15 protein-coding genes are annotated in these 13059 nt (G+C 25.0%); 5 read left to right on the top strand and 10 right to left on the bottom strand.

What is annotated here, in order from left to right; translation table 11 throughout:
• Window positions 1–69: 69 nt before the first annotated feature.
• The 5 genes from HH195_RS01415 to HH195_RS01395 form a co-directional block, all read right to left on the bottom strand.
• Window positions 70–714 carry a DedA family protein gene (locus HH195_RS01415; protein WP_196371311.1) on the bottom strand — a complete coding sequence of 215 codons (645 nt, stop codon included), beginning with the start codon at window positions 712–714 and terminating at the stop codon, window positions 70–72.
• 118 nt (window positions 715–832) lie between these two features.
• Window positions 833–1564: an alpha/beta fold hydrolase gene (locus tag HH195_RS01410; protein WP_243278552.1), complete on the bottom strand. Its 732-nt coding sequence runs from the start codon at window positions 1562–1564 to the stop codon at window positions 833–835.
• A 257-nt stretch (window positions 1565–1821) separates the two neighbouring features.
• Window positions 1822–2109 carry a putative quinol monooxygenase gene (locus HH195_RS01405; protein ID WP_196371309.1) on the bottom strand — a complete coding sequence of 96 codons (288 nt, stop codon included), beginning with the start codon at window positions 2107–2109 and terminating at the stop codon, window positions 1822–1824.
• 148 nt (window positions 2110–2257) lie between these two features.
• Window positions 2258–2689: a MarR family winged helix-turn-helix transcriptional regulator gene (locus HH195_RS01400; RefSeq protein ID WP_055259671.1), complete on the bottom strand. Its 432-nt coding sequence runs from the start codon at window positions 2687–2689 to the stop codon at window positions 2258–2260.
• A gap of 135 nt (window positions 2690–2824) precedes the next feature.
• Window positions 2825–3376, bottom strand: coding sequence for an ECF transporter S component (locus HH195_RS01395; RefSeq protein ID WP_196371308.1), 552 nt, complete (start codon window positions 3374–3376; stop codon window positions 2825–2827).
• Between the two features lie 343 nt (window positions 3377–3719).
• Here HH195_RS01395 and HH195_RS01390 point away from each other — a divergent pair, with 343 nt between their 5' ends.
• Genes HH195_RS01390 through HH195_RS01380 form a run of 3 tightly spaced genes read left to right on the top strand, consistent with a single transcriptional unit; the run spans window position 3720 to window position 7070 of the window.
• Complete coding sequence (locus tag HH195_RS01390; RefSeq protein WP_058992369.1) at window positions 3720–4397, top strand: ABC transporter ATP-binding protein; 678 nt, start codon at window positions 3720–3722, stop codon at window positions 4395–4397.
• A 31-nt stretch (window positions 4398–4428) separates the two neighbouring features.
• Window positions 4429–5748, top strand: coding sequence for an ABC transporter permease (locus tag HH195_RS01385; RefSeq protein WP_196371307.1), 1320 nt, complete (start codon window positions 4429–4431; stop codon window positions 5746–5748).
• Window positions 5749–5762: 14 nt separating this feature from the next.
• The gene (locus HH195_RS01380; RefSeq protein ID WP_196371306.1) at window positions 5763–7070 is read left to right on the top strand and encodes an ABC transporter permease; all 1308 of its coding nucleotides are present in this window, start codon (window positions 5763–5765) and stop codon (window positions 7068–7070) included.
• 115 nt (window positions 7071–7185) lie between these two features.
• Here HH195_RS01380 and HH195_RS01375 read toward each other — a convergent pair whose 3' ends face one another.
• From HH195_RS01375 to HH195_RS01360, 4 genes are all read right to left on the bottom strand, one after another.
• Complete coding sequence (locus HH195_RS01375; protein ID WP_196371305.1) at window positions 7186–7914, bottom strand: MBL fold metallo-hydrolase; 729 nt, start codon at window positions 7912–7914, stop codon at window positions 7186–7188.
• 48 nt (window positions 7915–7962) lie between these two features.
• Window positions 7963–8655, bottom strand: coding sequence for a response regulator transcription factor (locus HH195_RS01370; protein ID WP_196371304.1), 693 nt, complete (start codon window positions 8653–8655; stop codon window positions 7963–7965).
• Window positions 8656–8657: 2 nt separating this feature from the next.
• The gene (locus tag HH195_RS01365) at window positions 8658–9950 is read right to left on the bottom strand and encodes a HAMP domain-containing sensor histidine kinase (RefSeq protein ID WP_243278523.1); all 1293 of its coding nucleotides are present in this window, start codon (window positions 9948–9950) and stop codon (window positions 8658–8660) included.
• A gap of 153 nt (window positions 9951–10103) precedes the next feature.
• Complete coding sequence (locus HH195_RS01360; RefSeq protein WP_196371303.1) at window positions 10104–10778, bottom strand: hypothetical protein; 675 nt, start codon at window positions 10776–10778, stop codon at window positions 10104–10106.
• A gap of 326 nt (window positions 10779–11104) precedes the next feature.
• Here HH195_RS01360 and HH195_RS01355 point away from each other — a divergent pair, with 326 nt between their 5' ends.
• A complete protein-coding gene (locus tag HH195_RS01355) occupies window positions 11105–11539 on the top strand; it encodes a MarR family winged helix-turn-helix transcriptional regulator (protein ID WP_196371302.1) in 435 nt (144 codons plus the stop codon).
• Window positions 11540–11625: 86 nt separating this feature from the next.
• Here HH195_RS01355 and HH195_RS01350 read toward each other — a convergent pair whose 3' ends face one another.
• Window positions 11626–12219 carry a class I SAM-dependent methyltransferase gene (locus HH195_RS01350; protein ID WP_196371301.1) on the bottom strand — a complete coding sequence of 198 codons (594 nt, stop codon included), beginning with the start codon at window positions 12217–12219 and terminating at the stop codon, window positions 11626–11628.
• Between the two features lie 482 nt (window positions 12220–12701).
• Between HH195_RS01350 and HH195_RS01345 the strand changes: the two genes are divergently transcribed.
• On the top strand, window positions 12702–13058 hold the full coding sequence (locus HH195_RS01345; RefSeq protein WP_196371300.1) for a 6-carboxytetrahydropterin synthase: 357 nt from the start codon (window positions 12702–12704) through the stop codon (window positions 13056–13058).
• The last annotated feature ends 1 nt before the right edge of the window (window position 13059 follow it).

The raw sequence follows: 13059 nt of genomic DNA, 5'->3' as shown, positions 1-13059 counted from the left end.
ATAATAAAAAAACCATGCAATTTAAAATTAATAATTATATTTATTGCACGGTATGTTCTTATATTAACTTTATTTCGCTGTTAATAATCTACTTTTTATAAACCCATATGCAGGAGCTATTAATGAAAATCCTATTATTACGAATACAACTATTGAAAAGTTATTTTCAACCGCAGGTATATTACCGAAAAAATATCCTACAAGAGTCACTAGTCCTACCCATAATATTCCACCACATATGTCAAATTTTACAAATTTCTTATATTCCATAGCTCCAACACCGGCAACAAAAGGCGCAAACGTACGAACTATAGGAATAAACCTAGCTATTATAATTGTTTTACCACCATATTTATCATAATAAGCATTTGTTCTATCAATATATTCTTTCTTTATAATTTTAGAATTTTTATTTTTTAATATTTTTTTCGATAAAAATTTTCCTATATTATAATTCACATTATCTCCTGCAATAGCTGCAAACATTAGAAGCCCTAATAAACCATATATATTTAACATTCCTGATGCTGCTAACGCTCCCGCTGCAAAAAGAACCGAATCTCCTGGTAAAATAGGTGTAACTACAAAACCAGTTTCCATAAATATTATTAAAAATAATATACCATAAACCAATATTCCATATGTATTTATAATTGTTCCTAAATAAAGGTTAAGGTGCAGTATTACATTTATAAACTCATGTATAAGCGCCATTTTTTCTTTAACCTCCAGTATTTATTATTAAATTTAAAAATTATTAACTTAACTTCAACTTATTATAACATTAATTTTCATAAATCGTATTAATATTTGATTAAAGATTATAAATCTTTTATTTGCTCTCTATAAAATTTTCTATATATTTTATAGTTTTTTCAGATGATACTATGTTAAAATGATTGGTGTATTTTATTATCTTTAATATAGAATTTTTTATATTCTTATTAATTTTAATAAGATGCTTTCTATAAATAACATCATTTTCAGCACCTAAAATAAGAGTTTTTACATTCATTTTATTTAAATCTTTCATGGATACTCCTATATCTCTTAACATAAGATTCATCCTCCAAACTTGAAATCTTGTTTTGCTTTTAGAATTAAATTTAAAAATTTGGATTATCTTTAATGCCATAGCATAAAACTGTATACTATACCTAAACCACTTCTTCATTCCATTTACTTTATTATTTGGAGATATAATTATTAATTTATCTATAATTTCTGGTTTTTTATCAGCCATAACTAAAGCTATGTTACCGCCGTCACTATATCCTATAATAATTACTTTTTTTAAGCCTTTTGCATCACAAAAATTTATCATATCTGACGCTAATAATCTTATAGAATATGGAACATATCCCTTATCACTTTTTCCATGTCCTCTACTATCAACAGCTATAACCCTATATTTTCTTTCAAAATATTTATACATTTTATCAAAAATAAAACTATTAGAACTATTACCATGTAAAAATAATATAGGAATATCGCTATTACCAGTTTCATAATAAACCAAATTTGCACTATTTATACGTAGACACTCTTCCTTTACTGATATCATTTTATCCACACTTTCTGCAACTATCTTATTTATTATAGTATATAAATATGTCAATTTTATAAAAAATATTGTATTTATTATATTATTTTATCTTATACATATAGTTTTTTCTATAAAAACAATCCTAATTTTGTACTAAAAACTAATAAGACCAAAAATATTTATAAAATATTCTTGGTCTTATCTCATTAATGTATGTTAAAAATTTAAAGTATCTAAACTAATAAATATTAAAAACTTCTTTTATTTTTTAATATTTATCTGATTTCTTTATAAATATTTATTTCAGTTTCTGATTTTTGAAGTTCCCCCATCTTAGGAAGTATTTCTTTAAAATGCTTAGAATTAAAATGTTTTTGCAAATCTTCTTCACTTCTCCAAAATTCTATAAACGTTAATATATTAGAATTCTTTGAATCTTCATATAAATTATAAGAAATATTACCTTCTTCTTTTCTAGTTTCCTTTATAATTTCATCTGCATACTTTTTAAATTCTTCTATCTTTTCTTCTTTCACTATTGCTTTAGCAACTACAGTTAACATTCTCTCATCTCCTTAATGTCTATTTATTTATATTTTAATCTAATTTATACTCAAAATAAAGTTATACAAAATAAAACTATATTTAAATTTATCTTAACTAAAACAATTTAAATATAGTTTACTATTTAAGCTCACATAACTTTTACATTTATATTTGATTTCCACTTTCCAAAGCTTTATCTAATGCACTTTCAAAAGTTCTTTTTTCACATTCAGTAAAATCTATCATTATTTTATCTAAAAATTCTTTTTGTATTTGTTGTAAAATTCTTTTTATTTTAACAGCATCGGGCAACAGACTTATATAAACACTTCTTCTATCAGCTTCACAAACACATTTTTTTATAAGCCCTATATTTTCATATTTTACAATCATCTCAGATAAAGAAGATTTAGATATTCCCCAAGATTTAGCTAGAGCATTGAACAACATCTTATCTCCATTTTCAGGTAATATATAAAAAAGTGGTATATGATTTTTAAGTATAGGTAAATTTTCTTCTTTTATTCTTTTTTCCATATATCTATGTGAAATTAATCCTATTTCTTCTATTTTACCTATTATACATAAATCTCTCATATAAACAATTCTCCAATCAGATTTTCTTCTTAACAGATGATAACACTCTAACTCTTAATATGTCAATATTTAATCCGAATCATTGCCATATAATCTATAAAAAATTTACATATTATTAAATTTTAAAAATACAATTTACTTTAAGTTAAATTTTACTCTAGCCTTATTAACTATTGGTGCTAAAATAAGTGCAATTATTATTCCAAATATTATTTCTGATGAATCCCCAGGCACATGAGCAACTGCATAAAGAACACTTGGTAAAAATCCATGAACTGCTCCCATTATTATTCCTCCCATTATTGCATTTGCTATAAAATATCCTCCTAAAGATACAAAACCTGCGACAATAAAAGAAATCAAATAAACCTTATAATTTTTTACTTTAAATCTATCAAATAAATATCCAGCAACAAATCCCATAGCCCCTTGTATTACAAAAGAAAATGGTGCCCAAATTAAATATCCACTTGTAGCATCTATTAGTCCCATACCTATCGCAGCAGACAAAGCTCCTCGTTTTTTCCCTAAAAGAACTGCTCCAAGTAAAATCATACAATCACCCGGTTGCATAAATCCATTTAATGTTGGTATTTTAATCACACTTCCTGCAACGAAGGTAAGTGCTATCATAAGTGCTGTTAAAATCATTATTAAAACTTTATTATTCCTAGCTCTTTGTTCCATAAAAATTTTCCTTCCATATATATACATTAATTATAGACATGTTTTAATTTTATATTTTATAATTTTAAAATATATATCATAATTACAAAATCCCTCGTAAAACACATACTTTTCTAATATATATCCTTAATAACTTTATTGCAAATATACCGATAGTATTTAAAAATACTTTAGTAATTATATTAAATTTATTAAATTTGTGATTTAAGTAATAATATACTTATATCAATATGCTTTATAATTAAACTTAAAATAAAATTTTTAATAATTAAACTTTATTTTATTATTTTAAAAATAGTGATATTTTATATATATAATATTTTTTAAACTAGGAGGATAAAAAATGATTGAAGTTAAAAATGTAACCAAAATATATAAAATGGGAAAAGAAACAGTAGTAGCTTTAAATAATGTATCCTTAAACATAGATAAGGGAGAATTCGTTGCTATTGTTGGCCCTTCTGGCTCTGGTAAATCTACAATAATGCATATAATAGGTGGATTGGATTCGCCAACTGAAGGTCATGTATATTTTGATAATAAAGATATATCAAAGTATAAGGATAAAGAAAAGGCTAAATTTAGAAATTCTGAAATTGGTTTTGTATTTCAAGCATTTAATCTGGAAAACACACAAACTGCATTAGAAAATGTTATGATGCCCCTAATATTTTCGGGTTCATCTAAGAAAAATAGAAAATCTAAAGCTGGAAAGGCTCTAGAACTTGTAGAGCTTGGGCATTTAAAAAACCATAAGCCTAACGAAATGTCAGGTGGACAAAGACAAAGAGTTTCAATCGCTAGAGCCCTTGTAAATGATCCTAAAATAATTTTTGCAGATGAACCTACTGGAAATTTAGATTCTAAAACTGGTGAAAATATAATGAATCTTTTTAAAGATTTAAACAATCAAGGTTATACCATTATAATGGTAACGCACAACATGGAAGAGGCTGAAAAAGCTAAAAGAGTTGTAAGAATCAAAGATGGCAATATAATTTCTGATTCTCTTAACGTTTAAAATTTAATATAAAAGTAAAGGAAGAATAATAATGAAATTTAGTGATAATGTATCTTTTGCAGTTAGAGACCTAAATAGACGAAAAAAAAGAACTCTCCTAACATCAATTGGTATAATTGTTGGAACTATTTTAATTCTTTTAATGGTTTCATTAGGTATTATGTTAAAAGGCTTCTTAATTCAAACAATTGATAGTGGTTCAAGTTCTAAAGTAATTACTGTTGAGCCGTTTAAAGCAAACTCTAATTTAAAAGATATAAAAAATTATACTACTTGGATTAAAACAAATTTTAATAAGATAGATAATTCTACTCTATCTAAAATAAGTAAGATTTCTGGAGTGAATCAAATTCAAGCATACATAAGCGGTGACTTAGCTAAAATAGAGCTAAATGGTAATACATATAACTCAACGTTTCCTATCGTAGGTTATGATTTAAATTACAGCATTTTTCTTAATAGCCAAATAGAATCTGCAAAAACAGCTGCTAAAAAATTAAATTTTAAACCTATAATTGCAGGTAATACTCTAACTGAAGCTAATAAAAATGATATTTTAGTTGGTGAATCACTTTTAAAGAATTTAGATATAACAAATCCTAATGACATTGTAGGTAAACAATTAACTTTTGTTGTTGATAATATAAACGGAACACCTATAACTCCTGTTTATAAGACATTTACAGTTGCTGGAGTTATAAGCAAGGACTTATCAGATGGAAATAAAATTATTATGGATTCTGAAAATGCAGCTAGTTTGATTGGAGTTTTACAATACACCAATAACTTTATGGATACATACGGTTATAACGCAGTTAAAATAGAAACAAACTCTATTGGTGATGTTTCTGCTGTTCAAAATGATTTAAATAATTTAAATTACAAAACTAGTTCTAATGAATCTACAACAAAAGATATAAATAAAAATTTCAATAATATAACCCTTATGCTTTCTATTTTAGGAGTTATAGTTTTAATAGTTGCCGCTATTGGAATTATAAACACTATGATAATGGCTGTTCACGAAAGAACAAAAAGCATTGGAGTTATGAAATCTCTTGGAGCTAGTAGCTTTGATATTTTATCTATGTTTTTATTTCAATCCACTATTATTGGATTTATTGGAAGTATTATTGGCTCATTAATAAGTTTTGGTCTTTTTAAACTTATAAGCTATTCAGTTGAACAAATATTATTAAAACAAGGATTTTCGTTAAGTCTCTTAAGTAATATTCCTTGGTGGCTTATTGTAGCTACTATTGCTTTTTCAGTTATAATATCCTTACTTGCAGGAATTTATCCCGCTGTAAGAGCATCAAAACTTGATCCAATTGAAGCATTAAGGCATTAAGGAGGTATATTTATATGAAAATTTTAGATGGTATAATTATATCTTTGAGAGATATAAAAAGAAGAAAATTAAGAAGTATCTTAACTATTATTGCAATCTCAGTTGGAAGTATGCTTTTAGTTGCTATGCAAGGAATGGGAACATCTATAAGCTCAAATGCTACCAAATTTATTAGTAGCTTTGGTAGTTTAGAAAATGTTATAGTTTTACCTCAAAAATATGAATCTGATTATAACTTTGCATCTAGTTTTAATATAGATTCCTCTAGCACTATGCTTCCTTATGTTGCTAACAAGCAAGAAAGCTCTAAAGCTGTTAATCTAACAAAAGTAATAACTGATTCAACAGCTAAAAGTATTTCTGAAATAAAAAATGTTAATAGTGTAAGTGCATATAACTCAGCTACTGCAAATAAAGTTGAAATAAACGGAATAAATACATCGCAATCAGATGTAACAGTACAAGGATATAGTCCAAATTATAATTATAATGATTCTAAAATCTTATATGGCAACAAGCTAACTGGAAAAGCTAATGAATTTTTAGTTGATGAATCATTCTTAAAAGAATTAGGTGTAACTGATTATTCTAGTGTTGTAGGGAAAACAATAACTTTAACAGTAAACTCTAAAATTTCCTCTACACCTTTAATAATTACAGGTTCAATACAAGGTGTGTTTAAACAAGGAACTTTTGATTTAGGAAATATAATAACATATAATACGATAACAAATAAAATTATAGATTATACTTATGGACTTAACCCAAATACTAACCCAGAATCAACTTACTCAATGATTAGTTTATATGCAAATAGTCAATCTGATGTAAATGCTATAACAAATACAATAAATAATAATTTAGGTTATGAAACATTTAATTTAGGTCAAATAGTTGGTCTTGCTAGTATATTTATAAGTTTTGTTAATGGACTATTAGATTTAGCAGCACTAATTGTTGTTATAGTCGCTGGAATTGGTCTTGTAAACACTATGAATATGACTGTTCAAGAAAAGAAAAAATGGATTGGTATCATGGGTTCTCTTGGAGCTTCTAAGTCAAATATAAGATTTATATTTTTATCACAATCTATAATTTTAGGAACACTTGGAGCTATCTTAGGATCTATAATAGGAACAATTGGTCTTATTCTAGTAAATCAATATTTAATTATGTCAGGAAAAGACTTCACCATATTAATAACTCCAACTATTATAATTTCTTCAATAGTTATAACTATTATAGTTTCAATAATTGCTGGAATTATCCCAGCTTCAAAAGCAGCTAAACTAGATATTGTTGAAGTTATAAATGAAGAATAGTAAATTTAATTCTACTTTAAACTAATTAAATTCTATTTTTGCGATAATTAAAATAATTGTTCTAAATCATAAAAAAGAGAGATAATTAAGTATCTCTCCTTTTTATATTAAAATATTATCTAGCTATTATTTCATCTATACAAGGTCTACCAATATAAAGACCACCATGATAACAATAAACTTTTTCAATATCTAACTCTTTTAATTTTTTCAATGATTCTCTAGCTTCTTTAGGATCATTATTATACATATCTGAAACAATATCTAATTTTTGAGCATTATTCATTAGTGTATCACCTGTTATTAACGCTTTATCCTTAGCTATGTATAAACAAATATGACCTGGGGTATGACCTGGGGTTCCTACAACTTCAATTTTAGCTCCCGCTAAGTTTAAAACATCACCTGAATTTATAATTTTATCAACATCTACATAAGACCTTGGAAATCCTACCTTTAACATTTCATAAAAACTTTTTTGCATTTCATTTAAACTATTTTTAACTTTTTCTAAATTATCCAATTTTATAGGAGTTGTTTTTCCTGAAATATATTTAGCCTCTATCTCTGTTGCTAAAATTTTAACTTTATCTCCTAATAATTCTTTAAACTCTCTAGCTGAACCAACATGATCTATATCGTGATGAGTTATTATTATTGTCTTTAACTTATTTATATCTATATATTTTTCAATAGATTCTTTTAATCCTTCAAATCTTCCTGGATAATCAGTATCAACCAAAACAGCCTCTTCTTCATTATATATTAAAACTGGATTTACAACCCTTGCTTCTTTAATTCCTAAAGTATCTTCATTTAAAACTTCAATTTTATAATTATTCATATAAATTTCTCCTTTGTATTTCTCTATTGTATTTTAATAAATAAAAATTTACTCATTAAATCTATAACCTGTTCCCCAAATAGTTTCTATATATTCAGGATTTGATGTGTCTTGTTCTAATTTTTTTCTAAGCTTTTGAATATGAACTGCAACAGTTGCAGTATCTCCTATATATTCTTCACCCCAAATTCTATTAAATATTTTGTCTTTTGTAAAGACTATATTAGGATTTGTAGCCAAGAACAATAAAAGTTCATATTCTTTAGTTGTTAATATAATTTCCTTTCCTCTTATAAAAACTTTATGAGAGTCTGTTCTTATTTCTAAAGCTTTATTAGTTATTATGTTACTTGATGGCTTTTTTCCTATAAGCCTTTCATATCTTATTATATGAGATTTTATCCTAGCAACAAGTTCTGCCGGACTAAAAGGTTTAGTTAAATAATCATCTGCTCCAAACCCTAATCCCCTTATTTTATCTATATCTTCAGTTTTAGCTGAAACTATTATTATTGGAACTTCTGATTTTTCTCTTACTTCTTTCACAATATCATAACCACTTTTTTCTGGAAGCATTATATCAACTATTATAAGTTCATATTTATTACTTAATGCTTTTTTTAATCCCTCTGCACCATCATAAATAAGTTCCACATTATATCCATTTAGTTGAAGATAATCTCTTTCAAGCTCTGCAATATTTAAATCATCTTCTATTATTAATATTTTTTTCTCATCCATTTTTATTTCTCCTTACACCCATTAATTTCTTCTTCCCTATATAAGGGTAAGCTTATAGTAAATACAGTTCCTTCATTTAATTTACTTTTAACTCCAATATCTCCACCATGAGCCTGAACTATCTCTTTAGCAATAGCAAGACCTAACCCTGTACTTAATAAATCCTTAGTTCTTTCTTTATCTATTCTATAAAACCTCTCAAATACATGCTTTAAATGCTCCTCTTCAATACCAGGGCCATTATCCATTATATCAATGAATACAAAATTATCATCATTATATAACTTAACTTGTATAGATAAACCATCAGCAGTTCCATACTTTATAGCATTACCTATAATATTTCTTATAGTTCTATAAATCCTTTTTCCATCTATATTTACAAATAAATCTTCTTTTAAATTATCTATATATTTAAATCCTATGTTTTCTTCCCCTAATATAAAAGTAAATTCTTCTATAACATCTATCATATACATACCTATATTAGTTTTATTAAACACAAAATTTAACTTTTGAACATCCAATTGAGAGAACAAAAATAAATCATCTATTAATCTATTCATATAAGCTATATTACTTTGAATCGTTTTTAAATAACCATCCATCTTCTCTTGTGATTCAATTTTTCCATCTACAATAAATTCTATATAACCATTTATTGATGTTATTGGTGTTTTTAAATCATGAGAAATATTTGCTATAAGACTTTTTCTATTTTCCTCATATTCTTCCTTTAGCTTTTCCCCCTCTTCAAGCTTGTTTGCCATATCATTAAAAGCCCTAGTTAAAATTCCAATTTCATTAAAAGAATTATTCTCAACTCTTACCGAATAATCCCCTGTTGAAATCTTTTTAACACCATCTATTAATTTTTCTATCGGTTTAACTATTTTTCTTTCTAATCTGTAATAAATATAAATATTAGCAATTTCATTTATAGCAAAAAATATTGCAAAAAATATTGTTATTGCCTGAATTCCTATGCTTACAAACATTAATCCAGTTATAATTATACTAACTATAAGTGCTACAAACTTAAAATATATCATATATTTATGAAATACATAAAATTCTTCCCTTGCCTTGTGTGATAGTCCTGAATAATATTGATTATTATGGTGATGATGCGCTTCAATAATTTTCTTCATTCTATCATCCATATCTGACGTCCATTTATTATTTTCATGAAACTTTCTATGATACTTATAACCTTTGTGATAATCCTTAATTATCTTATGATGTTCATAATGTTCTTTAATTATTTTAGTTATGTTTTTTTTTAATTTTTTCATCTTAACCTCTAGCAAAAACTATTTTTTTATATTTAACAACTCCTTTAATATTATACCTCTAAATAAAAAAGGAACTTAAGTTTGCTAATAAATAAGATAAACTTAAATTCCTAGAGTCAAAATATTTGAGTTTTTACCTTGAATTTATTTTTATTACCAGTTTAAAACTAAGCTTATATCAAAGTTTTTATCACCAGTTCCTTTAGCTTCAAGTTTTTCAACCTCAAAGTTTTTGTTTACATATATGTTTAATTTAGCTTCATCATAATTTCCACAGAATATCTTTTTCATACATTTTTTGTGCATCATCATAATATCATAATGAGCCTTTTGTTCTTGTGTTAATTGAATTTGTCCACTTTCACAAGCTGCTTTAAATTCTTGCATTCTTTCTTCTTTAAATGCTTTCATGTCTTTTATAGCTTCTTTAAGATCAACCTTTATTAAATGACCTTCTCCATTTGCTTCTACTTCAATATCATTTAATCTCTTTAACATAAATGCTATATGTGATAATTTACCTTTCATTCCACCATGGAATCCATGTCCATGCATTCCGTGATGTCCATGAGCCATTCTTTTCATTTCTTTTATTCTATTTAAATCTAATTCTTTTTTAACTTCAGCATTTACTTTAAAGTCTTCATAATTTATATCTGCTTTTAAATCTATATTTGCTATTCCTTTTGCTACATTTTTATTAAATTTATTGCTAATAGACATACCTTGTCCATTTTTCTCTGATACGTTAAGTCTACCTTCACCTTTAAACTCTTCTTTTTCTTTCATAGTTGATACTACTTTATATAATACTTCTAATTTATTCATAATAAATTCCTCCTAAAATATATTATTTACATATAACTTTATTTAATATGTATAAAACTTAATTTTTAATTAAGTATAAATTTTGCTATATATTTGTTTGCTTTGTCCTTGCTATGATTTAATTTTAGACTAATAAGTTAAAAATTAAATAAAACAATTATAAAAATTTTATAAAATTTTTTTAAATACTTTTTAATTTTATATTTATTAAAAATATAATTTATATAAAATCAATATATTTACATAACTTTACTAATGGTATATTATAATTATTAGCGTTTATAAGTGAACAATTTAAAATTAGCATTTATAAAGGAGAGAATGCAATGGAATTTAGTATGGGAAGAAATTTAAGTTTTATTTATAGGTCCTATCACAAATATATGAATAAAGTTTTAAAAGATTTAAATGTTTGTGCTGGTGAATTTCCAATTTTACTTGCACTTTCAAAACGAGAAGGACTAGGACAAAATGAATTAAGTAGAGTTGTTAGAATGAATAAATCTTTAGTATCTAGACATATACAAACACTTTCTTCTAAAGGATTTATAAATATAGAACAAAAAAAAGAATCTAATAATAAAAATATCTTGTCTTTATCTAGTGACGGTAAAAAACTAATTCCCAAAATAATAACTGCAAAAAATAACTGGGAAGAAGAGGTTTTAAAAGACTTTACAACTAAAGAAAAAGAATGCTTTTTCAATATGTTAAACAAATTAGTAGATATCTCATATAATATAGTGCAAAATAATACTTAATAGTAGAAAATATTAATTTAAACACATTACATCGTATAAATTATACAAAGAAATAAAAAAAAGGATTCATTTTGAATCCTCTTTTTTTATTTTTCCTTCTTTATAGAATAAATTATATAAATATCATCTTCATCTACCATTTTATCAACAAAAAAAGAATTTACTAACATCCATCCAACTTCTGCTGTTTCTTTAAGTCCTAATGATATATCACTTACCTTTTTCTTATTATTGTGATGGTTATTTAATTGATCTCTTCCCATATCATGACAAATTAAAAATTTACCATTTTCTCTTAACAAACTATGTACATGTGCTATAAACTTATCTGGATTTAAAAAATGTGGAAAAGCATTGTATATTATTACATAATCAAACTTTCTATCCTTTATATTATGAATATCATCACAAATAAATTCAATTCTTTCATCATTGTATTTTTCTTTTGCTTTTTTTATCATATTTTCAGCTATATCAACTGCTACTATTGATTTTGGGTTATATTTTAGTAAGAATTGCTCCATAACTCCAGTTCCACAAGCAACATCTAAAATATCTAATCCTTCCTTCATCTCACCAACTTCAAGGATTCTTTTTATCTTTTCTTCTCTTGGAATAGCTCTTTCATCCCAAGTTTCAGCCCAAGAATTAAAAACTTCTTTAATTCTTTTATTACTCATTGTATACACCTACCTATTCTTAATTAATATTAAATTAAAATCCCAATATATATTTTACTCTATTTTTTCAACAATTCTTATTAAAATTCATACTCTAAACAATGTTAATATCAAAATAATTAGACTTATTACCTAAAAAATTTATTTTTTTAATATATTTTTTTATTAAACTTTCTTATTATTTTTACCATTATATTTAATATAATTTAATTTATTTGATATTATTACTTGTGTTTACTATATTTAATTTGCATATTTTATTTAATTAATCTCTTTTTAATTAAATAATAAATTTACCTTAAATTTAAATAAATATATTTTTTAGTATTAATTTGATTAATTTGTATATATAATAGGTAAGTTTATACATATTGAAATTCGCCTAAAAAATATATACAATATTTATATAACCTTAATAATTTATAACTTTAACTTAGTCAATTGTTGACTCATTATTTACGAAAGAAAAAGGAGTGATTGATTTGAATTATCAATACAAATTTAAATTTTATGTTAGTGCAAGACATTATTCTAACATAGCTGGCACGCCAACTATCCTACACCCTCATACTTGGGAATTAACTTTATTGTTAACCACTTCTAACAATCAACTTATTCAATTTAGCTATTTAGAAAGCAAAATAAGTCAATACTTAAAAAATTTCGAGCAAAAATCCCTTAACACATTAGAAGTTTTCATTAATAAAAATTGTACAACCGAAGATATCGCTTACACTTTTTTTGAAGATTTATCAAATGTAGTTTTAAAAGATGATATTGTTTTAGATTGCTTAGAACTTAGCGAAAACCCAACTAGAACTTTTATTGTAAAGAGGTAAT

It is taken from the genome of Candidatus Sarcina troglodytae, from assembly GCF_015708635.1.
Lineage (GTDB): Bacteria > Bacillota > Clostridia > Clostridiales > Clostridiaceae > Sarcina > Sarcina ventriculi.
This window is presented reverse-complemented; position numbering and strand designations above follow the sequence as displayed.

Coding starts and splice junctions, on each gene's coding strand:
- HH195_RS01400 (WP_055259671.1), bottom strand. CDS start 2,689: ATGAGAGATTTATGTATAATAGGTAAAATAGAAGAAATAGGATTAATT.
- HH195_RS01405 (WP_196371309.1), bottom strand. CDS start 2,109: ATGTTAACTGTAGTTGCTAAAGCAATAGTGAAAGAAGAAAAGATAGAA.
- HH195_RS01410 (WP_243278552.1), bottom strand. CDS start 1,564: ATGATATCAGTAAAGGAAGAGTGTCTACGTATAAATAGTGCAAATTTG.
- HH195_RS01385 (WP_196371307.1), top strand. CDS start 4,429: ATGAAATTTAGTGATAATGTATCTTTTGCAGTTAGAGACCTAAATAGA.
- HH195_RS01355 (WP_196371302.1), top strand. CDS start 11,105: ATGGAATTTAGTATGGGAAGAAATTTAAGTTTTATTTATAGGTCCTAT.
- HH195_RS01390 (WP_058992369.1), top strand. CDS start 3,720: ATGATTGAAGTTAAAAATGTAACCAAAATATATAAAATGGGAAAAGAA.
- HH195_RS01360 (WP_196371303.1), bottom strand. CDS start 10,778: ATGAATAAATTAGAAGTATTATATAAAGTAGTATCAACTATGAAAGAA.
- HH195_RS01370 (WP_196371304.1), bottom strand. CDS start 8,655: ATGGATGAGAAAAAAATATTAATAATAGAAGATGATTTAAATATTGCA.
- HH195_RS01375 (WP_196371305.1), bottom strand. CDS start 7,914: ATGAATAATTATAAAATTGAAGTTTTAAATGAAGATACTTTAGGAATT.
- HH195_RS01365 (WP_243278523.1), bottom strand. CDS start 9,950: ATGAAAAAATTAAAAAAAAACATAACTAAAATAATTAAAGAACATTAT.
- HH195_RS01415 (WP_196371311.1), bottom strand. CDS start 714: ATGGCGCTTATACATGAGTTTATAAATGTAATACTGCACCTTAACCTT.
- HH195_RS01350 (WP_196371301.1), bottom strand. CDS start 12,219: ATGAGTAATAAAAGAATTAAAGAAGTTTTTAATTCTTGGGCTGAAACT.
- HH195_RS01395 (WP_196371308.1), bottom strand. CDS start 3,376: ATGGAACAAAGAGCTAGGAATAATAAAGTTTTAATAATGATTTTAACA.
- HH195_RS01380 (WP_196371306.1), top strand. CDS start 5,763: ATGAAAATTTTAGATGGTATAATTATATCTTTGAGAGATATAAAAAGA.